The sequence below is a fragment of the Frigoribacterium sp. 9N genome (assembly GCF_902506305.1).
In the GTDB taxonomy this organism is placed as follows: Bacteria; Actinomycetota; Actinomycetes; order Actinomycetales; family Microbacteriaceae; genus Frigoribacterium.
Window position 1 is genome coordinate 274739 of the sequence record NZ_LR733391.1, and the last position, 24511, is coordinate 299249.

Here is a 24511-nt window from a genome sequence, read left to right on the forward strand (position 1 = left end):
CATCTCTTCGACCCGACACATCCTGGTCGTCTCGCACACGGGGCGTCCCGACTCCATCGACGCCGCCCTCGAGGTCTGCGGGCTGTTGGGCGACGCCGGTGTGGTTCCCGTCCTTCCCCGCGACGAGTGGGACGACATCCGTCGGGCACAGCCCACGGCCGCCATCGACGACGTCGAGATCCTGTTCGACGGCGTGGCCTGTGACGACCTCGAATGCGTCATCGTCCTGGGTGGCGACGGCACGATCCTCCGTGCCGCCGAGTTGATCCGCGGTACCCGCGCTCCCATCGTCGGGGTCAACCTCGGCCACGTCGGGTTCCTGGCCGAGAGCGAGCGCGACGAGATGGCCGACACCGTCGCCCGCGTCCTCGCGGCCGACTACGAGGTCGAGGAGCGGTTCGCGCTCGACGTCAAGGTCACCAACGGTGACGAGGTCGTCTACGAGACCTGGGCCATGAACGAGGCCACGGTCGAGAAGGCCTCACGCGAGCGCATGCTCGAGGTCGTCATCGAGGTCGACGGTCGTCCCCTGTCGTCGTTCGGCTGCGACGGCGTGGTCATGTCCACGCCGACCGGCTCGACGGCCTACTCGTTCTCGGCCGGCGGCCCGGTGGTGTGGCCTGCCGTGCAGGCGTTGCTGCTCGTGCCGCTCAGTGCCCACGCGCTCTTCGCCCGACCTCTCGTCGTCGGGCCCGACTCGGTGCTCGCCGTCGAGGTGCTCAGCCGCACGGATGCTCGCGGCATCCTGTGGTGTGACGGTCGCCGAGAGCACGACCTGCCCCCGGGGGCCCGGGTCGAGTGCAGCCGCTCCGACCAGCCCGTGCGACTGGCCCGCCTGCGGACGGGCCCGTTCACCGATCGCCTCGTGGCCAAGTTCCAGCTCCCCGTCACGGGCTGGCGCGGACCGGCCACCGTCGAGGACGTCGCCGTCGGGGCCACCATCACCCCGACCACGTCCGATCCGGCCCGCGAGGGCGACCGATGATCGAAGAGATCTCGATCCGCGACCTCGGCGTGATCGGTCGCGCGACCCTGCCGCTCGGCCCCGGCTTCACGGCCGTCACCGGCGAGACGGGGGCGGGCAAGACCATGGTCGTCTCGGCGCTCGGCCTGCTGCTCGGTCAGCGTGCCGAGAGCGGCGTCGTCCGTTCGGGCAGCCCCCAGGCCGTCGTGGACGGGCGCTGGTTGGTCCCTGCCGAGGGGGCCATCGTCGAGCGCGTCCGGGACGCGGGCGGCGACGTCGACGACGGCGAGCTCTTCCTCAGTCGTGTGGTCTCGGCCGAGGGACGTAGCCGTGCGGTGGTCGGCGGACGCACGGCCCCGATCGGTGTGCTCGGCGACCTCGCCGACCACCTCGTGGTGGTCCACGGCCAGTCCGAGCAGATCCGACTGAAGTCCGCTGCCGCCCAGCGCGCGGCCGTCGACGCGCACGGCGGGGCCGCCCTCGCCGAGGCTGCCGCACACTACCGTGGCGCGTACGACGCCTGGCTGGCCGCCCGAGCAGAACTCGACGAGATCACCCGCGACCGCGACGCCCGACGTGACGAGGCCGACACCCTGCGGGCCGCGATCGACGAGATCGAAGGCCTCGCCCCCGTGGCCGGCGAACTCGACGAGCTCGATGCCGCGGCCGAGCGACTCAGCAACGCCGAAGACCTCAGGCTGGCAGCCGGCCTCGCCCACGAGGTGCTCTCGACCGACGCGGTCGACGGGACCCGCGACGTCGTCTCCCTCGTGGAGGAGGCACGCCGTCAGATCGAACGCGTCGCCCCGCACGACCCGGCGCTCGAGCCCATCGCCGACCTGCTGGCCGAGGTCAGCGTGCAGGTCGGCGAATCCGCCTCCCGCCTGTCGAGCTACCTCGGCACCCTCGACGCCGACGTGGCCGTCGAACTCGAGTCGGTGCAGACCCGGCGCGCGGACCTCGCCGGGCTCGTCCGCAAGTACGGCCCCACCCTCGACGACGTCATCCGCCTCCTCGACGACGGCAGCCGACGCCTGGTCGAGCTCGACGGCGACGACGACCGCCTCGCGCACCTCGACGACGAGGTCGCCGAGGTGCGGGCCGAGGCCGAACGACGGGCGGGCGTCCTCGGGGACCTGCGCCGCGCCTCCGGGGCCGACCTCTCGACGCGGGTCAGCGCCGAGCTGAGCGCCCTCGCCATGACCGGTGCCGAGATCGTCGTCGAGGTCTCGCCTCGGGACGAGCTCGGGACGAGCGGCGGCGACGTCGTGTCGCTCCTGCTGAGGCCGCACCCCGGCAGCGAGCCCCGCCCCCTCGGCAAGGGCGCGTCCGGCGGCGAACTCTCGCGCGTCATGCTCGCGCTCGAGGTCGTCATGGCCGGGTCGAGCGACGTGCCCACCTTCGTCTTCGACGAGGTCGACGCCGGCGTCGGCGGTTCGGCCGCGATCGAGATCGGCCGACGCCTGGCGGCGCTCGCCGAACGGGCACAGGTCATCGTGGTGACGCACCTGGCCCAGGTCGCCGCGTTCGCCACCAACCACCTCCGCGTCGTGAAGGACGCCTCGGGCGAGGTGACGGCGAGCAGCGTGCACCAGCTCGAGGGCGACGAGCGCGTCGCCGAGATGGCCCGTCTGCTCTCAGGGCTGCCCGACAGCTCCAGCGGTCTCGAACACGCCCGTGAACTGCTCGAACTCGCCTCGTCGGCCCGACGACCGGCCACGGCCGACACACGTTCGTAACAGGCGTGGTCTGTCGGAACGGCTCGGTGTGACATAGGATGGAATCCCGTGGTGAACGTTGAGAACTCGGGTCCAGATGCCAGCACGACGAAGCACATCTTCGTCACCGGAGGCGTCGTCTCCTCCCTCGGAAAAGGCCTGACGGCCGCCAGCCTGGGCAATCTGCTCACGGCCCGCGGGTTGCGGGTCGTCATGCAGAAGCTCGATCCGTACCTGAACGTCGATCCGGGCACCATGAACCCGTTCCAGCACGGTGAGGTCTTCGTCACCGACGACGGCGCCGAGACCGACCTCGACATCGGCCACTACGAGCGGTTCCTCGACATCGACCTCGGCCAGTCGGCGAACGTCACGACGGGGCAGATCTACTCGACCGTCATCGCGAAGGAACGACGCGGCGAGTACCTCGGTGACACCGTGCAGGTCATCCCGCACATCACCGACGAGATCAAGCGGCGCATGCGCCAGCAGGCCGACGACGACCCCAAGCCCGACGTGATCATCACCGAGGTCGGCGGCACGGTCGGCGACATCGAGAGCCAGCCGTTCATCGAGGCCGCCCGTCAGGTGCGCCACGAGCTCGGTCGCAAGAACGTCTTCTTCGTGCACGTCTCCCTCGTGCCCTACATGGGCGCGTCGGGGGAGCAGAAGACCAAGCCGACCCAGCACAGCGTCGCGGCCCTGCGCTCGATCGGCATCCAGCCCGACGCCCTCGTGCTGCGCAGCGACCGTCCGGTCAGCGAGAGCAACAAGAAGAAGATCGCCCTGATGTGCGACGTCGACGAGGACGCCGTGGTCAACGCGAAGGACGTCGCGAGCATCTACGACATCCCGGCCATGCTCAACGACCAGGGGCTCGACGCGTACATCATCGACCACCTGGGCCTCGACGAGAAGGCCGGCGAGGTCGACTGGTCGGGCTGGCAGCCCGTCCTGACCGCCGTCCACGAGCCGAAGCACGAGGTCACGATCGGCCTGGTCGGCAAGTACATCGACCTGCCCGACGCCTACCTCTCGGTCACCGAGGCCCTCAAAGCCGGCGGGTTCGCACACCAGACCAAGGTGTCGCTGACCTGGATACCCTCCGACGACTGCGAGACCGCCGAGGGCGCCGCGAAGGCCCTCAGCCAGGTGGACGGCATCTGCGTGCCCGGTGGCTTCGGCATCCGCGGCATCGAGGGCAAGCTCGGTGCGCTGCGCTTCGCCCGCGAGAACGGCCTGCCGGCACTCGGCCTGTGCCTCGGCCTGCAGTGCATGGTCATCGAGTACGCGCGCAACGAGGCCGGCCTGACCGGCGCCTCCTCGTCCGAGTTCGACCCCGACACCGAGTACGCGGTGGTCGCGACCATGGCCGAGCAGGTCGACATCATCGCCGACGGTGACCTGGGCGGCACCATGCGCCTCGGCCTCTACCCGGCCGCGTTGACGCCGGGTTCGCTCGCCGCCGACCTCTACGGGTCCGAGCTGGTGTCCGAGCGTCACCGTCACCGCTACGAGGTCTCGAACCAGTACCGTCAGCAGATCGCCGACGCGGGCCTGCGCTTCTCGGGCACCTCACCCGACGGCACGCTCGTCGAGTACGTCGAACTCGACCGCGACGTCCACCCGTTCTACATCGGGACGCAGGCCCACCCCGAACTGCGGTCCCGCCCCAACGACGCGCACCCGCTGTTCGCCGGGCTCGTGGCGGCGTCGCTCGAGCGCCACGATGCGAGCAAGCTGTTCGCCGACGAAGCCGACGCCGCCGAGGTCGTCGCGTGACCGACGCGACCGGCGAGCCGCTCGCCGACGAACCGGCGTCGCCGACGATCACGAAGTCCGAGGTCGTCTTCGAAGGCGCGGTCTGGAACGTCAAGCGCGACACCGTCGACTACAACGGCTCGCCGATGGTGCGCGAGTACGTCGCGCACACCGGTGCCGTGGCGGTGCTGGCCGTCGACGACCAGCAGCGCGTGCTCGTGATCAAGCAGTACCGGCACCCGATCCGCTCCCGCGACTGGGAACTGCCCGCCGGCCTGCTCGACGCCGAGGGCGAGAGCAAGCTCGACGCCGCGAAGCGCGAGCTCGCCGAAGAGGCCGACCTGCAGGCGACGAACTGGGACGAGCTCGTCTCGTTCCACACCACACCCGGCGGCAACGACGAGATGGTCACGGTCTTCCGGGCGACCGGCGTCGGCGCCACGGCGGACGCGTTCGAGCGGAGCGACGAAGAGGCCGACATCGAGAAGCGCTGGGTCTCGCTCGACGAGATCGTCGACGGAGTGCTGGCCGGCCGGCTGCACAACTCGATCCTCAGCATCGCGGCGCTCGCCGCGGTCGCGTCCCGCTGAGGCGTGCGTCGCCGAGGTGGCACGGCGGTCCCGGCCGTAGCCTGACCTCGTGACGATCGAGGAGGCGCTGGACAGGTACCTGAGACACGTCTCGGTCGAGCGCGGTCTCAGCCCGAACACGACCGCCGCGTACCGCCGCGACCTCGTCCTCTGGCGAGCGCACCTGGCGGAGGCCGGACGGCGCACCCTGGACGAGGTCGAGGCCGCGGACGTCGCGACGTTCCCCGCGGCTCTGGCGACCCGCGCCGAGAAGCCGCTCGGCGCCTCCTCGGTGGCCCGGGTGTTGTCGTCGGTGCGCGGTTTCCACCGCTTCGCGCTCGAGGAGGGGCTGGTCGCGGCGGACGTGGCAGCCACCACCCGGCCGCGCAAGCTGCCGAGTCGCCTGCCCAAGGCGATCTCGGTTGGTCAGGTCGAGGCGCTGCTCGCCGCGACGGACGGTAACGAACCGACCCGGCTGCGCGACAAGGCCCTGCTCGAGCTGCTCTACGCGACGGGGGCACGCGTGAGCGAGGCCGTGTCGCTCAACGTCGACGACGTGATCGAGGGCGACGTCGTGCGCCTGTTCGGCAAGGGGAACAAGCAGCGCGTCGTCCCGCTCGGCAGCTACGCGCGCCGGGCGCTCGACGCCTACCTGGTGAGGGCCCGACCGGTGTTCTCGCCGCGGGGAGACCCGACGCCCGCGCTGTTCCTCGGTACGCGCGGGGCCCGGGTGTCCCGGCAGAACGCGTGGCTGATCATCCAGGCGGCGGCCGACCGGGCGCAGCTCGGCATCGAGGTGTCGCCGCACACGTTGCGGCACTCGTTCGCGACGCACCTGCTCGAGGGCGGGGCCGACGTCCGGGTCGTGCAGGAGTTGCTCGGGCACTCGTCGGTCGCGACGACGCAGATCTACACGCTGGTGACGGCGGACGCGTTGCGGGACGTCTACTCGACGGCGCACCCGCGTGCCCGGTGGGCGTCGTCACCCGCGTGACGACCCGGCGACGACCCGACGACGACCCGGCGCCCACCACGCGGGGACCCAAGGCCGACCCGGCCCCGACCTGGCGCTGACCAGGCAAAACCCTCAAGCAAGGCATGAGGCTTCCTGGTGACGGGCCGGGCGCGGCAGCCCGTCGGCGTCGGGGGGCGCCGGTACTCTCGTACCCGTGAGCACCAAGCCGACCTCGAGCACCCCCGCCCTCTTCGAGAGCGCTCCGGCGACCGTCCCCGCGAACGGCCCCACCGGGCGCCCGCGCACCGAGTTCCCGACTCCCGCGCCCCTGTCGAGCCACGGCCCGGCCCGCATCATCACCCTCTGCAACCAGAAGGGCGGCGTCGGCAAGACCACCACGACGATCAACCTCGGTGCCGCGTTCGCCGAGTACGGCCGTCGCGTGTTGGCCATCGACTTCGATCCGCAGGGTGCGCTGACGGCCGGCCTCGGCGTGCAGTCGCACGACCAGGCCACGATCTACGATCTGATGATCGGTGCCGTGAAGGACGCGCACGACGTCATCGTGCCCACCCGCGTCGACAACCTCGACGTCATGCCGGCCAACATCGACCTCTCCGCCGCCGAGGTGCACCTCGTCAACGAGGTCGCCCGCGAGCAGATCCTCGCGCGCATCCTGCGCCAGGTCAGCGACGAGTACGACGTCGTCCTGATCGACTGCCAGCCCTCGCTCGGCCTGCTGACCGTCAACGCCCTCACCGCGGCGCACGGCGTGCTCATCCCGCTCGAGTGCGAGTTCTTCGCCCTCCGCGGCGTCGCCCTGCTCGTCGAGACCATCGAGAAGGTGCGCGACCGGCTCAACCCCGCGATCACCCTCGACGGCATCCTGCCGACCATGTTCGACTCGCGCACGCTGCACAGCCGCGAGGTGCTCGAACGCGTCGTCGAGGCGTTCGACGACCAGGTGCTCGAGACCGTCATCGGCCGCACCGTGAAGTTCCCCGACGCCTCGGTCGCCGGCACCCCGATCACCAAGTTCGCCCCCGAGCACCCGGCGGCGCAGGCCTACCGCCAGCTGGCCCGAGAGCTGATCGCGCGTGGTGCCGCGGCCTGAGTCGGCGACCGCCGAGGCCGGCGCCGACGAGACCGCCCTCGCGGGCCCGGAGGTCTCGCCGGGCTTCGAGGTGCGGCTCGAGAACTTCAGCGGGCCGTTCGACCTGCTGCTCTCGCTGATCAGCAGGCGTGAGATGGACATCACCGAGGTCGCCCTCAGCGCCGTGACCGACGAGTTCCTGTCGTTCCTCCGTCGCATCGACACCGACGAGAACCTCGACCAGGCCAGCGAGTTCATCGTCGTCGCGGCCACGCTGCTCGACCTCAAGGTGGCGGGGCTGCTGCCCCAGGGCGAGCTCGTCGACGCCGAGGACGTCGCCCTGCTCGAGGCGCGCGACCTGCTCTTCGCCCGGTTGCTGCAGTACCGGGCCTTCAAGCAGGCCGCCGAGTGGTTCGCGCAGCACGGCGCTGCCGAAGCGGCGCGTCACGCCCGCTCGGTGCGGCTCGAACAGAAGTACCGCGTCACGACCCCCGAGCTCGTCTGGACGCTCTCGCCCGACGACTTCGCGGCGCTCGCCACCCTCGCACTGACGCCGCGCGAGACACCCACGGTCGGCCTGGACCACCTCCACGCCCCCCTGGTCAGCATCCGCGAGCAGGCGGCCGTCGTCGTGGCGCTGCTCCGTCGTGGGACGGTCCTCACCTTCCGCCAGCTCGTCGCGGGAATCGACGAGAAGGGCGTCGTCGTCGCCCGGTTCCTCGCGCTGCTCGAGTTGTACCGCCACGCGTCCATCTCGTTCGAGCAGGTCGAGCCGCTCGGTGAACTCAGCGTGCGCTGGGTGGCCGAGACCTGGACCGAAGAGAACCTCGCGGCGCTGGGGGCCGACTATGAGGGCTGACGCGACCCGCGCCTCCTCGTCCGTCGGGACGGCCGACGACGACGTCGTCCAGGCCGTCGACGAATCGCCGTCGTCACCCGATGCCGTCGCACGTCGTCTCGAGGCGGTGTTGATGGTCGCCGACGAGCCGCAGTCGCTCGTCGACCTGGCGACCGCCGTCGGCGCCCCCGTCGCCGTGGTGCAGCAGGCGATCACGACGCTCGTGGCCGATTTCGACGGTGTCGACGGCACGATCCGACGGGGTTTCGAGCTGCGTGAGGTCGGTGGCGGCTGGCGATTCTACGTCCGTGACGAGCACGATCCGGTCGTGCGCGATTTCGTGCTGACGCAGAACCCGACGAAACTGTCCTCAGCGGCTCTCGAGACGCTGGCGGTCATCGCCTACAAGCAACCCATCACCCGCAGCAGCATCGCCCAGATCCGGGCGGTCAACGTCGACTCGGTCGTCCGTACGCTGCTGGGTCGCGGTCTGATCACGGAGTCGTCCACCGACCCCGAGACAGGCGCCATCAACTACGAAACGACAGGCCTCCTCTTGACCCATCTCGGCATCAACTCGCTCGATGAGCTGCCGCTCATCTCGCCCCTGCTCTCGGACGGCCAGGGGGGGTTCGACGATGTCGCGTAGTCAGTTCTCCTCCGACGACTCCGAGCTGGCCTCGGGCGAGCGCCTGCAGAAGGTCATGGCGGCCGCGGGCGTGGCCTCGCGCCGGGTCAGCGAAGACATGATCGCCGCCGGGCGGGTGACGGTGAACGGCAAGGTCGTCACCGAACCCGGCCGCCGCATCGACCCGACCAAAGACAAGATCGTCGTCGACGGCAGCGCCGTGCAGCTCGACGCCACGCGTCGTTACGTCATGCTCAACAAGCCGGTCGGCATCGTCAGCACCCTGAGCGACGAGAACGGCCGGCCCGACCTGCGTCAGTTCACCGAGCAGTACGAAGAGCGCCTCTTCAACGTCGGCCGCCTCGACGTCGAGACGAGCGGCCTCCTCGTGTTGACCAACGACGGCGAGCTCGCGCACGTTCTCGCGCACCCGTCGTTCGGCGTCACCAAGACGTACATCGCGAAGGTCAAGGGCGTCGTCACGCCCGCCGTGCTCAACGAGCTCATGACCGGCGTCGAACTCGACGATGGCCCGATCGCGGCGGACAAGGCGACGCTCGTCGCCGGTGGCGCGGGTCTCTCGCGTTCGTCCGACTCGTCGCTGATCGAGATCACCCTGCACTCCGGGCGCAACCGCATCGTCCGTCGCATGCTCGAGGCCGTCGGCCACCCGGTCATCGACCTCGTGCGCCGGTCGTTCGGCCCGCTGCACCTCGGCACGCTCAAGGTCGGCCACATGCGCTCGCTGACCAAGGTCGAGCTCGGGGCCATCCTCACCATCTCGCGCGACGCCACGGCCGACTCGACGGTCGACGCCGCCCCGATCACCGAGAGCCCCGACGCCCCCGTCGACGAGGCTGACGTCGTCGAGCTGGCCCTCGCCGACGACGAGGTCGAGAAGGACTACTACGACGAGGACGACGAAGAGTACGACCCCGCGACCGATGCCCGTGCCGAGCGTCGCCGTGCCGCGGCCCGCGACCAGGCCGAGTCGACCTCGCGCCGGGCGCAGGTCCGGCGAGAGCAGGAGGCGCGCCGCGGTCAACGCGACGAGAGCCCGACCCGAGGTGGGTACCAGGGCAACCGGCACGACGGACGCTCGGGCGACGAGCGTCCCGTGCGCGGCTACCAGGGCAACAACGACGACGGTCGCGGACGCGAGGGACGACCGGCTCGCACCGGTTACCACGGCAGTGACGAGCGTCCCGCTCGCGGCGGGTACCAGGGACGCGACGACCGCGGTGGATCTCGTGGTGGCTACCAGGGCCGCAACGATGACGGCCGCGGCGAGTCTCGTGGTGGCTACCAAGGTCGCAACGACGACGGTCGCGGGCGCGACGAGCGTCCGGCTCGCGGCGGGTACCAGGGACGTGACGACCGCGGGGGAGCACGACCGGGCTACCAGGGGCGGAACGACGACGGCCGCGGTCGTGACGATCGCGGTGGGTTCGTGTCTCGCGACGATCGCGGCTCGCGAGGCGGGTTCGTCTCGCGCGACGACCGTGCGCCTCGAGGTGGTGGAGACCGTCCGCTGAGCCCTGGAGAAGAGCGCGCGGCGGGGTACCCGAACCGCGACGCCAACCGCGACCCGCGTACCGGACGCCCCTCGGGCATCCGTGCCGGCGGCAAGGCGACCAACCGCGGATGGGTCGACCGCGGCGCAGCGGAGCGGGGCGAAGACGACCGTGGCGCGCGTGACGACCGTCGTGCCGGTGCCGGTGCCGGTGGCTACACGGGTGGGCGCGATTCGCGCGACGACCGTGGGGGCTCGCGTGGCGGGTACCAGGGCCGCGACGACCGAGGCGGACGTGACGATCGTGCCGGTCGTGACGACCGTGGTGGTTCGCGCGGTGGGTACCAGAGTCGCGACGACCGTGGTGCGTCGCGTGGCGGCTACCAGGGACGAGAACAGCGTGACGACCGCGGAGACTCGCGCGGTGGCTTCCAGGGTCGTGACGACCGCGGTGGCTTCCAGGGTCGTGACGACCGCGGTGGCTCGCGCGGTGCCGGCTACCAAGGTCGTGACGACCGCGGAGACTCGCGCGGTGGCTACCAGGGTCGCGACGACCGTGGAGGCCGCGACGGGGCGCGCAGCGGCGGCTACCAGGGCCGTGAGCAACGCGACGACCGCGGGGGTTCGCGTGGCGGACCCGCCCGTGGCCCGCGCGACGACCGCGGAGGCCGCGACGACCGTGGCGGCCGCGACGACCGTGGCGGCGACCGTCCGTACCGTGGCCGACCCGACGCCGGGGGACGTGGTCCCCGAGGGGGCGGACGGTCGTGACCGACGCGCACCGCGCCTCCTCGTCCGACGACGCCCTCGGGTCTGACGCGCTCCTCGCTCACGCGCCGTCGGCCGACCCTTCGACGGTCGGCGTGCTGACGGCGGGCAGCCGCCGGCTGGCAGGCCAGGTGCGCATCGTCGGTTCGGGTCTGCTCGGTGCCAGCATCGGTCTGCGTCTGCGTCAGCACGGCGTGGACGTGATCCTCGACGACGTGTCACCGGCGGCGCGCAGCCTCGCCGTCGACTACGGCGCCGGGCGGCCCCCGGCCGACGGCGACGCCCCCGGGCTCGTCGTCGTCGCCGTGCCGCCCGACGTCACCAGCGACATCGTCGCGCGCGAACTCGACGCCTGGCCCCAGGCGCTCGTGACCGACGTCGCATCGGTCAAGGTCGCCCCGCTCGCCGAGTTGCGTGCGCGCGGCGCCGACGTGTCGCGGTACATCGGCTCGCATCCCATGGCCGGCCGCGAACGCGGGGGAGCCGTCTCGGCTCGCGCCGACCTCTTCGTCGGCCGCCCCTGGGTCATCGCGGGGCACGACGACATCACGTACCGTCGGGCGGCCGCCGTCGAAGACCTGGCGCTCGACCTCGGAGCGACCCCGATCGAGATGACGCCGGAGGAACACGACGCCGGCGTCGCCCTCGTCAGCCACGCGCCGCAGGTCGTCGCCTCCCTCATGGCGACGCGTCTGCGCGACGCACCCGACGCCTCGCTCGGCCTCGCCGGTCAGGGCGTCCGGGACGTCACGCGGGTCGCGAGCAGCGACCCGGCGCTCTGGACGCAGATCCTGGGGGCGAACGCCTCCCGCGTGGCCGTCGTGTTGCGCGACCTGCGCGCCGACCTCGACCGCGTCGTCGAGGCCCTCGAGGCACCCGACGCGCCGGGCAGTCGCCGCGCCGTCGCCGAGAGCATCGGCGCCGGCAACGTCGGCGTCGCCCGTCTGCCCGGCAAGCACGGGCAACAGACCCAGTTCAGCTCGGTGATCGTCATGGTCGACGACACTCCCGGGCAACTGGCCCGCCTGCTCACCGAGATCGGTGAGATCGGCGTCAACCTGGAAGATCTGCGGCTCGAGCACTCGCCGGGCGCGCAGGTAGGACTCGCGGAGGTATCGATCGTGCCCGAACAAGAAGACCGACTCGTCACCGAACTCGAGACCCGGGGTTGGACCGTCGTGGGGGCGTTCGCGTGAGCGGCGACCAGGGCGGCACGAGCCCCGTCGGCTCGTCGGACGTCGACCCCGAGCGCTCGCCGGGTGAGCACGGCGTCGGAGGTCCCGCCGGCGAGGCCCACGTCGAAGAGTTGCGGGCCGAGACCGCCGAGGCCGTGCACCGCCACGTGGTCGTGGCCGTCGACGGGCCGGCCGGAAGCGGCAAGTCGAGCGTCAGCCGCGCCTCCGCAGCTTCCCTCGGCTTCGACTACCAGGACACCGGGGCGGCCTACCGGGCCTTCGCCCTGCACGCGCTCGACAGCGGCGTCGACCTCGACGACGCCGAGGCCGTCATCGCGACGCTGCCGACGTTCCACTACGCGATCGGGATCGACCCGGCCCGCGCCTCCTCGGTGACGATCGGTGGTCGCGACGTCACCGACGAGATCCGCACGCCACGCGTGACGACCGCCGTCAGCCACGTGGCCAAGCTGCCCGAGGTCCGCCGCTTCATGGTCGACCTGTTCCGCCGCATCATCGCGTCGACCGACAAGCCGGGCATCGTCACCGAGGGGCGCGACATCACGACCGTCGTCGCACCGGATGCCCAGGTCAGAATCCTGTTGACCGCGAGCGAAGCCGCTAGAATGGCCAGGCGTTCGGCCGAGGTGACCGGGCAGAGTGCCGAAGAGACAGCTCGGCAGCTCTCGACCCGCGACCGGCTCGACAGCAAGGTCGTCGACTTCATGACCGCCGCACCCGGCGTCTCCACCGTCGACTCCACCCAACTCGACTTCGACCAGACCGTGCAGGCCGTGGTCGAGCTCGTGCGAGCGAGCACCCCCATTTCTTAAGGAAGCCCCATGGCAGACGACGACAAGTACCCCGAGCTCGACGAGCAGATGGTCGACCGCATCCAGACGATGCCCGACGAGGACGCCGACCAGCGCGCCCGAGCCCTCCGCGCCGGCCTGACCGACTACGACCTCGACGAGGGCGACATCGACGTCCTCGAGGGGGCCGACTGGGACCCCGACGCACTCACCTACGCCCCGGCCCTGCCGGTGCTGGCGATCGTCGGCCGACCGAACGTCGGCAAGAGCGCCATGGTCAACCGCATCCTCGGGAGGCGCGAGGCCGTCGTCGAGGACAAGCCCGGCGTCACGCGCGACCGCGTCTCGTACAAGGCCGAATGGGGCGGACGCCGCTTCACGCTCGTCGACACCGGCGGATGGGAGCCCGACGCGATCGGCATCGACCGCTCGGTCGCGATGCAGGCCGAGATCGCGGTCGACCTGGCCGACGCCGTGCTGTTCGTCGTCGACGTCAACGTCGGGGCGACCGCCACCGACGAGGCCGTCGTGCGGATGCTCCGTGCCTCGCACAAGCCGGTCATCCTCGTCGCCAACAAGAGCGACGACGCCCGGAAAGACCTCGAAGCCGCGTCACTGTGGTCGCTGGGGCTGGGCGAGCCCTTCCCCGCGTCGGCGCTGCACGGTCGCAACGTCGCCGACCTGCTCGACCTGTGCATGACCAAGCTGCCCGCGGTCTCGACCGTGGCCAAGCAAGAGATCGGCGGCCCTCGTCGCGTCGCGATCCTCGGTCGACCGAACGTCGGCAAGAGCTCGCTGCTGAACAAGGCCGCGGGCGAAGAGCGCGTCGTCGTCAACGAGCTCGCCGGCACGACCCGTGACCCCGTCGACGAGCAGGTCGAGATCGCCGGTCGCGTGTGGACCTTCGTCGACACCGCCGGCATCCGCAAGCGCGTCCACCTGCAGCAGGGCGCCGACTTCTACGCGTCGCTGCGCACCTCGGCCGCGCTCGAGAAGGCCGAGGTCGCGGTCGTCGTGATCGACGTCACCGAGCAGATCTCGACGCAGGACCTGCGCATCATCGACCTCGTGCTCGAGTCGGGTCGCGCGCTCGTGCTCGCCTTCAACAAGTGGGACCTCCTGGACGACGACCGTCGTCGCTACCTCGAACGCGAGATCGAGCAGGACCTCGACCACGTGTCGTGGGCCCCGCGCGTGAACATCTCGGCCCGCACGGGTCGTCACCTCGAGAAGCTCGTGCCCGCCCTCGAGCTCGCGCTCGAGTCGTGGGACACCCGCATCCCGACCGGCAAGTTCAACGCCCTGCTCGCCGAGCTCGTCGCCGAGCACCCGCACCCGCTGCGGTCCGGCAAGCAGCCGCGCATCCTGTTCGGGACCCAGGCCGCGAACCGCCCGCCGACCTTCGTGCTCTTCACGACCGGGTTCCTCGACCCGCAGTACCGTCGCTTCATCACGCGACGCCTGCGCGAGATCTTCGGCTTCGAGGGGACGCCCATCACGGTCAACATGCGCGTCCGCGAGAAGCGCAAGCGCCCGTAGTCCTTCTCCCGTGCCCGTCCCGTCGACGGAACGGCACCGCCCGCAGGCTCGCCTGTGGACTGAACGCCCGGTTGTGGATCGTTTCCACACCGGGCGTTCTGCATTGCTGGGGTGGCTCCCATCGGCAGCGATATGTGAATGTCGCATGATGGAGGGCGAGGGTGCATGGCAGACCTGGTGGTGAACGAGAAGACGTTGACGTCGGTTGCTTGGCGGGTGTCGACGGCGGCCGTCGACGCCGAGGTGTCGGCGACGCTGACGCTCGGGTCGGCGGCCGACGTCGGCTCACCGAGCGTGGCGGGGGTCCTCGACGAGGCGACGGGACAGCTGGTGAGACGGGCGGGGTTGGCCGTCGAGGCGATCCAGGCGGTGGGCGACTTCACGACGACGTTCGTGCGCGAGTTCGAACAGGTGGAGTCGCGGCTCGCCGCCGGCTTGCCGGTGGGCGACCTGGCCGGGGTGGGGTCCAAATGACTGCCGACGCCGACCCGGGGGTCGGGTCGGTCGAGGGCATCCGGCAGCTCGCGACGACGAGGCGGACCGAGGTCGACGATCTCGAGGTGGCGGCCTACCGGTTGGCCGAGGCGGCGAGCTGGGGTGCCGAGTGCTGGCGGGGACGCTCGGGCGAGCAGTTCGTCGCGTCCATGACGGAGGTGTCCGCCGAGGTGACTGCTGTGGCTCGGGGCCTCGAGCACCACGCGGCGGCGCTCGAGGCGTACGCGGTCGACGTGTCGTTGATCCAGGGGTCTCAGCAGACCCTGGAGGCGCGGCGTGCGATGGCCGAGCAGAACATCCTCTCGACGGGGGTCGCGCTGAAGACGGTCATGCGCGAGGCGCAGGAGGCGGCACAGGGCGACCTGTTCGGCCTCGTCGTGGAGTCCGAGTACCGCTCGGGTGAACGGTCGACCTTGCAGCGTCGCATCGACGACGAGCAACGCGAGCTCGAGGTCGTCGCGGGCTTGTGGGCCGACCTGGTCGAAGAGCGGGCTGCGGCCGATCGTCGGTGCGTCGCCGCGCTGCAGAGCCCCGAGGCGATGGGGTCCCTGCCGCAGGTCACCGGGGAGGCCCTGGCCGCGGGGTCGTCCGAAGAATTGCTGGCGCTGCTGGCAGGGCTCTCGGCCACCGAGCTGACGATGTTGCTCGAGCAGCACCCCGAACTGGTCGACGAGGCGTTCCTGGCCGATCCCGAGCGGGTGCGGGCCTGGTGGGACGAGCTCGGCCAGCAGGGTGCGCGAAAGGCTGATGGGCTGACCGCGGTGCAGGTGGCACTGGTGCGAGGGGCTCCGGCGATCATCGGGGCCCTCGACGGTCTGCCGCCGTCGGTGCGGGTCGCGGCGAACGTGTTCAACGCGAAGCGGCGGATGGCCGAGATCGACGAGATGGTGGGGCCGATCGGGCGGCGGGGGCTGCAAGGCGACGATGAGCTGCTCGCCGCACTGGCGCGCGGGCGCGCGTACCTCGGGCGAGCGGCGGCGGAGCCGCCGACGGTTCAGCTGTACCTCTTCGATCCGTCGAAGAGTCGCATCATCGAGATGATCGGGGACTGGAACGGATCGACCAGGACGGTGCTGACTTACGTGCCGGGGACGCTGACGAACATGGACTCGTTCTACGGGAAGAACGGAAGTCTGCAGCAGATGGCGAAGTGGCTGGAGGCAAACGATCCGGATGGAACGTCCGTGGCGTTCGTCTTCAAGGACGGGGTCTTCCCGGGTGGCGCCGAAGGCAGCAAGAACCCGGCCGAATTCGTCGGGGCTTTCGCGCAAGCCAACGACCCCGAATTCGCGCGCGAGACGAGCAAGGCGCTGTACGACTTCCAGCGGGGGCTGGCCGTGGATCCGATCAGAACGGAACCCGGATACCGCGACGTGGCCATCGGGCACAGTTGGGGGTTGGCGAACATCACGTCCGCCGAGGTCCATGGGGCTACGTACAACAAGGTGATCTCCCTCGCGGGGGCCGGGATGCCGCCGGAGTGGGAGCCGCGAGCGGGCACGACCTACACCGACTACAGCTACTGGGACTTCCTGATGGAGGCCCAGTCAACCGGTGGTGTCTGGGGCGGGCGGAACCCGAACCGGTCCGACGACTTCGACTCGCGTGGGTACTACCAGAGTCCGCATGACGTGGAACTCGAGCAGACCGGGGCAAGCTACACCCCGGTCTGGAAGCTGGACGACAACCATGCGCTCGTCGCTCGATCGAGTGACGACAATGCACCGGTGCGCGATGCCTTGAGGCGGGAGCTGTTCCCTGATGGCTAAAACCAAGGCGAGATTTATAGCGATTCGGTGTGCAGCCGTGATTGCAGTGTTGTCCAGCTTGGTCGCGGGTTGCGCCCAAGAGACCCCGGAGGGGCTTGAGCAGATGAAGTACATAGACGAACAGACCGATCGAGTGGATCTCGCGGCCTTGAAACGCGACATCATGGTGACTCAACGAGACCTGGCGTCCATGGGCGGCGCGGAGGGCATCGTGGGCATCCTGGAGCCAGCCGACGGGGTCCTGATGTCGTGTTCCGAGGGTCGACACCAATGGACCGGGTCGACGACTATCGAGTACGCCGAAGCCCCAGAAAAAGAGGCGTACTTCTCCCTCGTGGAATCAGAACTGGCTGACTCTGCGGACTTCCGGACCGAGCGGGTCTTTACGCCTGATGGCAGGGACGAATGGCTCGTAGTGTGGAGCACAGATGGAACTCGCTACTCCATCACGGTCTACACGGGCCGCTCGAAGGTCCAGGTGTCGTCGAGTTCGTGGTGCTTCACGCTGCAGCCCGGGCAGGCAGAGGGTGGTCAGTTCTGAGGGCGGAGTAGGGCACCATTGGTGTTCGTGAGACGAGCGGACGGGGTGCGAGGGTGACGGGCGCTGGGCTGTGGCACCGCGCCTCCTCGGGGGCGGGGTTGTCGGCCGCGGCCGACCGGGTGTGGCAGCGGCTGCAGCTCGACCGGCTGGCCGGGGGGCGTCACTCGGGCTACGTCATCCACGAGGACATGCAGCGGCACCCGCGCACGGTCCGTAGCTTCGTCGGCATCCGGTGGCTCCTGTTCGGCGAGACCGTCGTCGGGCTCACCGCCATCTTCATCGCCGCCGTCCTCACCAGCCGAGGCGAACACGTCCCGTGGGCCGTGTGGTTCCGCTCCACGGTCGTCCTGTTCATCACCGCCTCGCTGTACGTCTTCGCGTGGCGCGCCCAGCTCGGCTACTACTGGGCCTACTCGCGCCTCCGCCTGTTCAGCCGCATCTTCCCGATCGTGACGCTGATCATCGCGACCATCCCCGGGCTCTACCCCGGGTGGATGGTCGTCGAACAGATCGTCTTCTCGCTGCTGATGATCGGCATCGGCGACCTCCTCACGAGCGACCACATGCGCGCGGCCTTCCCGCGACCGGCCAAGCCCGGCGCGGTCGACAGCACGGGCTGAGGGTCCGCGCGCCCCGCACCACGCCACGAGATGAACAAACCGCCATCCGATTCCGTGGCGGGGTGTTTATTTCGTGGCGGGCCGGCGGGCTCGCAGGCGGGGCTGCGGGGTTGGCGGGTGGACCGACAGCCGGGCGAAGGCAGGCAGGTGGGCCGGCGGCAACGGCCGCAGACCCGAGGAGGCGGGGCCTAGTCGCTCGCGCTCAGCACCATCTCGACGTCGGCGGGTTCGACCTCGCGGCCGTCGCCCGTGACGAACGCGACCCGCACGGGCTCGCCCGAGCCGGCGACGCTGAACCGTCGTGCGGCGCCGTCGGGGTGCGGATCGTGCTCGTCGCCCCAGACGGCGAGGGCGGCCAGCACGGGGGAGAGGTCGCGGCCGGCGTCGGTCAGCAGGTACTCGACGCGCTCTCGGGCCCCGTCCTCCCGGTAGGTCGAGCGCTCGAGCACGCCGGCGGCGACGAGCGACTCGAGCCGGGCCGTCAGCACGTCGGGCGACAGGCCGAGCCGTGCCCGGAACTGCGAGAACCGGGTGTGCCCGAGCAGCGCCTCCCGCACCACGAGCAGGGCCCAGCGCTCGCCGAGCAGGTCGAGGCTGCGTGCGATGCCGCAGCGCGGGTCCAGGGGTCCACGAGAAGCCATGCCGACACCCTACCTCGATAGGCTTTTCGTATCCAGGGTGCTAGCGTCGCCGTCATGCCCCGTGACCTCGCTGCCTCCGTCCGTCCCGACGGGCCGGACCGGCTCGCGTTCTGGACCTGCGCCTCCGTCCTCGCCCTCGCCTTGTGGACGAGCGGCGCCGCGACGCCGGTCTACCCGCTCTACGCGACCGACTGGCAGCTGACGCCGTTCGTCACGACCGCGATCTTCGCCGTCTACCCGCTCGTCCTCGTCGTCGTGCTGCTCGTCTTCGGCAGCCTCAGCGACACGATCGGTCGGCGGGCGAGCATCCTGCTCGGCGTCAGTGCGTCGATCGTCGGCGTGCTGCTGTTCGCGCTGGCTCCGGACGTCGGTTGGGTGCTGGTCGGCCGCGCGTTCATGGGCCTCGGCGTCGGCGTGTCGCTCAGCCCCGCCACCGCCGCGATGATCGACATCGCCGGTGCGGTCAACTCGGCGCGCACCGGAGCCATCAGCACCGCCTCCACCGCCGTGGGCCTCGTCTTCGCGACACTGCTCGGCGGAGCGCTCGTCCAGTACGCGCCCGAACCGCTGCACCTCACGTACTGGGTGCTGCTCGTCGTCGAGGTGGGCGTGCTCGTCCTCGTCTGGCGGCTGCCGCGGGACCGGGACGCGCTGGCCGGGCGCTGGAGGCCACGGTGGCCGAGCGTGCCGCGTGCGCTCCTCGGGGCGGTGGGCGCCGCGGCCGTCTGCGTCAGCGCCTCCTACGCTCTCGGGGCCGTGGTGCTCTCGCTCGGTGCCGAGATCGGCGTGACGCTGATCGGCAGCGACAACGCCTTCGTGACCGGCGCGGTGATCGCCCTGTCGATGGTGGTCATCGCGGTCGTGGCGCTGGCGTCACGACGCGTCCCGGTGGTCGTCGCCGTCGTCGTGGCGGCGGTGGCGACGGCGCTCAGCTTCACGGCGCTGGTGCTGGCCGCGGCACAGCAGTCGTTGGGGCTGTTCCTGGCGTTCTGTGTGCTGTCGGGAGTCGGCTACAGCCTCTTCTTCGCGTCGGGGCTGGGGATCGTGTCGCGGTTCGCTCCGGAGCACCACCGGGCGGGGACTCTGTCGGCCGTGTACCTCGTCGCCTACCTGGTGCAGGGGGCGACCGCCCTGTGGCTCGGCGCGCAGGCGACCCGCGGAGGGCTCGAGAGCGCCGTCGACGTCGGGGCTCCGGCGATCGTGGGGCTGGCGCTCGCGGCGATGGTCGCGGTCGTGGTGGTGATGCGCGGGCGAGAGCGGCGGCGGGTGGCGGCGTAGGGGGCGACGTGCGGCCAGCGGCGGCCGGCGGCGGGCACCCGCGCCTCCTCGGCTCACGCCGACGACGCGGGGAGGCGCGGTGCGGCTCAGACCGCGGCGGCCACCGGGGGCAGGTCGGTCGCGCGGCGCCGCCACCAGCGGCGCCGGCGGACCGGTTCGGGGCTCGTGGCCCGTACGGCGAGGTCGCCGAGCTGTTGGACGGCCGCGACCGTCGCGACGAGCAACACGATCGTGACGATCATCACGGTGTGGTCGAAGCGCTGGTAGCCGTAGGTGACGGCGACGTAGCCGATGCCGCCGGCGCCGATGGTGCCGGCGATGGCGGAGTACTCGATCATCGCGATCGTGTTGATCGTGAGACCACCGATCAGGCCGGGCAGCGCCTCGGACAGCTGTGCGGTGCGGACGATCTGCAGGCGGGACGCCCCGCTCGCGGTCGCCACGCGCACCCGATCGCTCGGGACGCTCCGCAGGGAGTTCTCGACGATGCGGGTGAAGAAGGCGATGCCGGCGATCGACATCGGCACCACCGCGGCCGCGATGCCGATGTTGGTGCCGGTCACGAACCGGGTGAACGGGACGATCGACGCCATCAGGATCAAGAACGGCAGCGAGCGTCCGATGCTGATGACGGCACTGAGCACCGTGTGCACCGGCGCGTTCGGCACGAGGCCCGCGGGGCCGAGGTTGTGCACCAGGGCCCCGAGCGGCACCCCGACCAGCACGACGATCGCCATCACGATGCCGACCATCACGAAGGTGTCGCCGAGCGCCGGGAGCACCAGGGCGGGGATCTGCGCCCACGGCACCGAGTTGTCGTACGCGGTCGACGGGCTCGTGCCCGACGCGAGGACGGTCGTCGCGATCGGGGCGACGGTGTTGACGACGCTCATCGGACGAGCTCCTGTTCGGGCGTGGGCGCCGGGGACGGGTCGAGGGAGCGGGCGGTGAGCCCGAGTGCGGCGGCGACCCCGGGCAGGCGCGAGGCGACCGCCTCGGGGACGGCGACGGTCGCGTGCCCGACGGTCGCGCCTCCCAGGGTCTCGATCGAGGCTCCGAGCAGCGACACGGGCGACCCCAGGGCCGATCCGAGCGTGGTCGGCCAGTCGGTCGGGACGTCGGCCGAGACGTAGTCGAGCCGCCAGGTGCGGGAGCCGTCGGGGGCGCCGGCCGCCGGTCGAGTCGGTCGCAGCGCCGCACCGAGCCCCGACGCGGGGTCGCGCAGCAGGTCGAGCACGCGACCCCGTTCGACGATGCGTCCGTGGTCGAGGCGGGCGACGGTGTCGGCGATCTGCAGCACGGTGTCCATCTCGTGGGTGACGAACAGGATCGACAGGCCGAGGTCGTCACGCAACTCGCGCAGCAGGTCGACGATCGAGGTGGTCGAGGCGGGGTCGAGGCCCGACGTTGCCTCGTCCGAGAGCAGCACGGTCGGCCGCAGGGCCAGCGCCCGGGCGATGCCGACGCGCTGGCGTTGTCCGCCCGAGAGCTCGTGCGGCCGGGCCTCGGCGCGGTGGCCGAGCCCCACGCGGTCGAGCAGCTCGGCGACTCGACGCCTCGTCTCGGCCTTGGTCACGCCCAGGTACTCGAGCGGCAGGGCCACGTTCTGTGCGGCGGTCCGACGGCCGAAGAGACCGTCCGACTGGAACACCGTGCCGATCCGACGGCGTGCGACCCGCAGGTCGCGCTCGCCGAGCCGGGTCAGGTCGTCGCCGTTGACGACGACCGAGCCCGAGGTCGGTCGTTCGAGCAGCGTCACGCACTGGGCCAAGGTGCTCTTGCCGGCGCCGCTCGGGCCGACGACCGCGGCGATCTCGCCGGTGTCGACCCGGAAGTCGACGCGGTCGAGGACGGTCGTGCGGTGCGATCCGGTCTCGTAGACCTTCGTCAGCTGCTCGAGGCTGATCATGGGGGCTCCAGGGTGTCGGCTGAGGTGGTGGGTTCGGGGTGTCGCCGAGCATAAGGAGGCGCGGGTCGCGTTCGCGAGGACGTGTCACGTCATGCGTCGCCGCGTGACGCCGTGTGTCGCGGGGCCCGGCTGCGGGGCCCGGCCGCGGGGCCCGGCTGCGGGGCCCAGCCGCGGGGCCCGGCCGCGGGGCCCCGCCGCGGGGCCGGCCGCACCACGCTCGCGTGGTCGAACCAGCCCCCCGGATGGTTCGACGACGCGAGCGTGGTGCGACCTCCTCCGACGGCGGGCGCGGCAGGATGGGCGACATGCCCGCACCCACCACGTCCTTGCCCACCGCACTCGTCACCGGCGCCTCCGGCGGCATCGGCGCGGAGTTCGCCCGGCGGCTCGCCCCCGACCACGACGTGGTGATCGTGGCGCGCAGCGGCGACCGTCTCGAGCAGGTGAGGGCCGAGCTCGTGGCGACCCGCGCCTCCGGGTCGTTCACGGCCGTGGTCGCCGACCTGTCGACGCCCGACGGGGTCGAGACCGTGCTGGCCGCCGTCGGCGACCGCGCGATCGACGTGCTGGTGAACAACGCCGGCGTCGGCTCCCACGGGGCGTTCGTCGAGTCCGACCCCGCCGCCGTCCAGGCGCAGGTGCACCTCAACTGCTCGCAGGTGGTCGCGCTGACGCGCGCGCTGCTGCCGGGCATGGTCGAGCGACGCCGCGGAACGGTGGTCAACGTCGCCTCGACCGCGGCCTTCCAGCCGATCCCGACGATGGCGGTCTACGGGGCGACCAAGTCGTTCGTGCTCTCGTTCAGCGAGGCGGTGCACGCCGAGGTGCGGGGGTCGGGCGTCACCGTCACGGCCCTCTGCCCGGGCGCGACCGAGACCGGCTTCTTCGCCGCGACCGGGAGCGACTTCCTCACGAGCGGCCGCCAGACGCCCGAGCAGGTCGTCACCGCGGCGCTGCGGGCCGTGCGTCGTCGCCGTGCCGTCGTGGTCAGCGGGCTCGGCAACGCGATCGGTGCCCAGGCGCACCGGTTCCTGCCCCGGCGGCTCGTGACCGCGGCCTCGGCCCTGATCGTGCGCGAGCGCTAGGAGCCGGGCGCGATCGCGGGCCGGTCACCGGGCCGGCCTCGGGCCCGGCCACCTGGGCCGGGCCCCGGCCCGCCCGCCGCGGTCGAGCAACGCACCGCCCACTGGACGTCTCACCGCTCACATCGGCGGTGCGACGTTCAGTCGGCGGTGCGACGCGACCGGTCGCCGGCTCGACCGAGGGCGGCGTCGCGCGCCGCGACGAGCAGGTCGGTCAGCACCGTGCCGGTGGCCCCGCGGTCCTCGGGGTGCCACTGGACGCACCACACCGGAGCCGTGTCGTGCTCGACGGCCTCGACCGTGCCGTCGTCGGCCCAGGCCACCGCGCGCAGCCCCTCGCCCAGGCGTCCCACCGCCTGGTGGTGCGAGCTGCGCACGACCAGCGACGTCGTGCCGAGCATCGAGGCGAGGGTGCTGTCGTCGGCGAGGCGGACCGGGTGGTCGACCATGCTGTCCGAGACGTCGTCCGGGTTCACGTGGCCGGGGTGCTCGAGGTGCTGCACGAGGTCGCCGCCGAGGGCGACGTCGACCACCTGCATGCCGCGACAGATGCCGACCAGCGGCAGCCGTGCCTCCACGGACCCGCGCACCACCTCGATCTGCACCCGGTCGGCGTCGGCGAAGGTCTGGCCCCGCCCCGGGTGGTCGAGGGGACCGCCGTAGTGGCTCGGGTCGACGTCCTCGCCACCGGTGACGAGCACCGCGTCCGCCTCGGCGAGGGCGGCGCGCACGTCGCCGAGCCGGTTGGCCGGCACCCGGCGCACCGTGAACCCGACCTGCTCGGCGGCGGCGACCACCGAGGTGGACAGGTCGTCGAGCTCGCGCTCGAACGCGGGGTCGTCGCGGGCCTCGTCGGTGACGTCGAGGAGCAACAGGTTCAGGAGGCGCGGTGCGGGCGAGTCGCTCATCGCGCCATCCTGGCAGCCCCGGCCGCACCGCACCGCCTTTCGTGCACCGCACCGCGACGAGACGCGGTGCCGTGCACGAAACGCGGTGCGAAGGGCCGAGGGCCGAAGGCCCCCCGGCTAGTCGGTGCCGTCGATCCCGCCCAGCCGTTCGAGCACGCCCGTGAGGATCGTGCCAGCCGCGTCGGGCAGCACGTGGTGGTTCATGTAGATCGCCTCGAGCCAGGGCAGCACCTCGTCGCGACCCCAGCCCACGGCCTCCCAGTCGACGCCGGGCAGGGCCTTCGTCAGGGGCTGGTCGGTCCGGGGGTCGAGCCAGGCCTCGGCGATCGGCACGCCCTCGGACGCGCCCTGGGGCGTCCAGGTCAGCGCGATCGGGTGGTCGTCGCCCTCGATGTGGTCGTGTTCGACGGCACCCGAGCCGAGCCACGGCAGGGTCAGCAGCTCGCCCTCGATGTCGACCTCGACCAGGTCGAGCTTGCGTGGTTCTTCGACCTCGCAGACGTAGAGGTCGAAGCCGGCGTCGTGCCAGGCCGCCGCCTCGTCGACCTCGTCGAGCAGGTCGGGCATGCGGCGGTGCAGGTCGACGATCAGCCGGGTCGACCACTCGACGAGCACCCGCGTGTCGGCGACGCCGAAGGGGCTGAGGTCGCTGTCGTCACCGTTCGCGAGGTGGAAGTGGTGCTCGACGTCGCCCGAGGGCGTGGTCTCGAGGTGCACCTGTCCGGTCTCGTAGCCGACGTACAGGGCGGTGATCAGGTCGTCGTCGTCGTACTCGGCGTAGAGGTTCGGCTTGCCGAGCGCGGTCGGCAGCGGCGTCTGCGCGGCCGGGCGCTGGCCCAGGTCGAACACGGCACGGAAATGGGTGGTGGGGAGCCTCAGGCTCATGTCGGTCACGGCGTGGGGTCCAATCGGTTGCTCACGCCAGGGTAGAGGAC

The 24511-nt window shown here is 71.4% G+C and carries 22 protein-coding genes and 1 pseudogene; 18 read left to right on the forward strand and 5 right to left on the reverse strand.

The features are described from left to right. The first annotated feature begins 1 nt into the window (after window position 1). The 16 genes and pseudogenes from ARTHRO9V_RS01815 (at window position 2) to ARTHRO9V_RS01890 (ending at window position 17758) form a co-directional block, all read left to right on the forward strand. Window positions 2–985, forward strand: a complete 984-nt coding sequence (locus tag ARTHRO9V_RS01815) for an NAD kinase (RefSeq protein ID WP_236556878.1) — start codon at window positions 2–4, stop codon at window positions 983–985. Then, complete coding sequence (gene recN, locus ARTHRO9V_RS01820) at window positions 982–2703, forward strand: DNA repair protein RecN (protein WP_159825195.1); 1722 nt, start codon at window positions 982–984, stop codon at window positions 2701–2703. Before ARTHRO9V_RS01815 ends, recN begins: the two co-directional genes overlap by 4 nt. A 51-nt stretch (window positions 2704–2754) precedes the next feature. Further along, a complete protein-coding gene (locus ARTHRO9V_RS01825; RefSeq protein WP_159825496.1) occupies window positions 2755–4464 on the forward strand; it encodes a CTP synthase in 1710 nt (569 codons plus the stop codon). Beyond that, window positions 4461–5033 (forward strand): NUDIX hydrolase, encoded by a 573-nt coding sequence (locus ARTHRO9V_RS01830; RefSeq protein ID WP_159825197.1) that lies wholly within the window; start codon window positions 4461–4463, stop codon window positions 5031–5033. The genes ARTHRO9V_RS01825 and ARTHRO9V_RS01830 overlap by 4 nt, the downstream gene beginning before the upstream one ends. Window positions 5034–5082: 49 nt before the next feature. Beyond that, the gene (gene xerD / locus ARTHRO9V_RS01835; protein WP_159825199.1) at window positions 5083–6006 is read left to right on the forward strand and encodes a site-specific tyrosine recombinase XerD; all 924 of its coding nucleotides are present in this window, start codon (window positions 5083–5085) and stop codon (window positions 6004–6006) included. Between the two features lie 175 nt (window positions 6007–6181). Then, complete coding sequence (locus ARTHRO9V_RS01840; protein WP_056044876.1) at window positions 6182–7081, forward strand: ParA family protein; 900 nt, start codon at window positions 6182–6184, stop codon at window positions 7079–7081. Next, window positions 7065–7919, forward strand: a complete 855-nt coding sequence (locus tag ARTHRO9V_RS01845; RefSeq protein ID WP_123569911.1) for a ScpA family protein — start codon at window positions 7065–7067, stop codon at window positions 7917–7919. Before ARTHRO9V_RS01840 ends, ARTHRO9V_RS01845 begins: the two co-directional genes overlap by 17 nt. Continuing rightward, window positions 7909–8547 (forward strand): SMC-Scp complex subunit ScpB, encoded by a 639-nt coding sequence (gene scpB / locus ARTHRO9V_RS01850; protein WP_159825201.1) that lies wholly within the window; start codon window positions 7909–7911, stop codon window positions 8545–8547. The genes ARTHRO9V_RS01845 and scpB overlap by 11 nt, the downstream gene beginning before the upstream one ends. Further along, window positions 8537–9331, forward strand: a pseudogene (locus ARTHRO9V_RS01855) (pseudouridine synthase); the annotation flags it as partial. The gene scpB and the pseudogene ARTHRO9V_RS01855, both read left to right, overlap by 11 nt. Before the next feature lie 1574 nt (window positions 9332–10905). Then, window positions 10906–12003, forward strand: a complete 1098-nt coding sequence (locus ARTHRO9V_RS01860; protein ID WP_056044918.1) for a prephenate dehydrogenase — start codon at window positions 10906–10908, stop codon at window positions 12001–12003. A gap of 134 nt (window positions 12004–12137) precedes the next feature. Then, complete coding sequence (cmk, locus tag ARTHRO9V_RS01865; protein ID WP_056044916.1) at window positions 12138–12815, forward strand: (d)CMP kinase; 678 nt, start codon at window positions 12138–12140, stop codon at window positions 12813–12815. 48 nt (window positions 12816–12863) lie between these two features. Further along, a complete protein-coding gene (gene der, locus ARTHRO9V_RS01870; protein WP_369794368.1) occupies window positions 12864–14333 on the forward strand; it encodes a ribosome biogenesis GTPase Der in 1470 nt (489 codons plus the stop codon). A 165-nt stretch (window positions 14334–14498) separates the two neighbouring features. Then, window positions 14499–14807, forward strand: a complete 309-nt coding sequence (locus tag ARTHRO9V_RS01875) for a hypothetical protein (protein WP_159825203.1) — start codon at window positions 14499–14501, stop codon at window positions 14805–14807. After that, on the forward strand, window positions 14804–16597 hold the full coding sequence (locus ARTHRO9V_RS01880; RefSeq protein ID WP_159825205.1) for a hypothetical protein: 1794 nt from the start codon (window positions 14804–14806) through the stop codon (window positions 16595–16597). The genes ARTHRO9V_RS01875 and ARTHRO9V_RS01880 overlap by 4 nt, the downstream gene beginning before the upstream one ends. After that, on the forward strand, window positions 16590–17138 hold the full coding sequence (locus ARTHRO9V_RS01885) for a hypothetical protein (RefSeq protein WP_159825207.1): 549 nt from the start codon (window positions 16590–16592) through the stop codon (window positions 17136–17138). The genes ARTHRO9V_RS01880 and ARTHRO9V_RS01885 overlap by 8 nt, the downstream gene beginning before the upstream one ends. A gap of 53 nt (window positions 17139–17191) precedes the next feature. Beyond that, a complete protein-coding gene (locus ARTHRO9V_RS01890) occupies window positions 17192–17758 on the forward strand; it encodes a hypothetical protein (protein WP_233568299.1) in 567 nt (188 codons plus the stop codon). 188 nt (window positions 17759–17946) lie between these two features. Here ARTHRO9V_RS01890 and ARTHRO9V_RS01895 read toward each other — a convergent pair whose 3' ends face one another. Further along, window positions 17947–18399 (reverse strand): helix-turn-helix domain-containing protein, encoded by a 453-nt coding sequence (locus ARTHRO9V_RS01895; protein ID WP_159825209.1) that lies wholly within the window; start codon window positions 18397–18399, stop codon window positions 17947–17949. Window positions 18400–18453: 54 nt separating this feature from the next. On the opposite strand from ARTHRO9V_RS01895, the gene ARTHRO9V_RS01900 reads away from it, so the two are divergent. Next, window positions 18454–19677, forward strand: coding sequence for an MFS transporter (locus ARTHRO9V_RS01900; protein ID WP_159825211.1), 1224 nt, complete (start codon window positions 18454–18456; stop codon window positions 19675–19677). Window positions 19678–19763: 86 nt separating this feature from the next. On the opposite strand, the gene ARTHRO9V_RS01905 is transcribed toward ARTHRO9V_RS01900, so the two are convergent. Further along, window positions 19764–20570, reverse strand: coding sequence for a methionine ABC transporter permease (locus tag ARTHRO9V_RS01905; protein WP_159825213.1), 807 nt, complete (start codon window positions 20568–20570; stop codon window positions 19764–19766). Continuing rightward, window positions 20567–21586: a methionine ABC transporter ATP-binding protein gene (locus ARTHRO9V_RS01910; protein WP_159825215.1), complete on the reverse strand. Its 1020-nt coding sequence runs from the start codon at window positions 21584–21586 to the stop codon at window positions 20567–20569. The genes ARTHRO9V_RS01905 and ARTHRO9V_RS01910 overlap by 4 nt, the downstream gene beginning before the upstream one ends. A 305-nt stretch (window positions 21587–21891) precedes the next feature. Here ARTHRO9V_RS01910 and ARTHRO9V_RS01915 point away from each other — a divergent pair, with 305 nt between their 5' ends. After that, entirely contained in the window at window positions 21892–22671 is a 780-nt protein-coding gene (locus ARTHRO9V_RS01915) for an SDR family oxidoreductase (protein WP_123570661.1), read from the forward strand. Between the two features lie 137 nt (window positions 22672–22808). Here the strand turns inward: ARTHRO9V_RS01915 and ARTHRO9V_RS01920 are convergent, their stop codons facing one another. Then, window positions 22809–23576 carry a gamma-glutamyl-gamma-aminobutyrate hydrolase family protein gene (locus tag ARTHRO9V_RS01920; RefSeq protein ID WP_159825217.1) on the reverse strand — a complete coding sequence of 256 codons (768 nt, stop codon included), beginning with the start codon at window positions 23574–23576 and terminating at the stop codon, window positions 22809–22811. Between the two features lie 117 nt (window positions 23577–23693). After that, window positions 23694–24470: a hypothetical protein gene (locus ARTHRO9V_RS01925; RefSeq protein WP_123570659.1), complete on the reverse strand. Its 777-nt coding sequence runs from the start codon at window positions 24468–24470 to the stop codon at window positions 23694–23696. Window positions 24471–24511 lie beyond the last annotated feature (41 nt).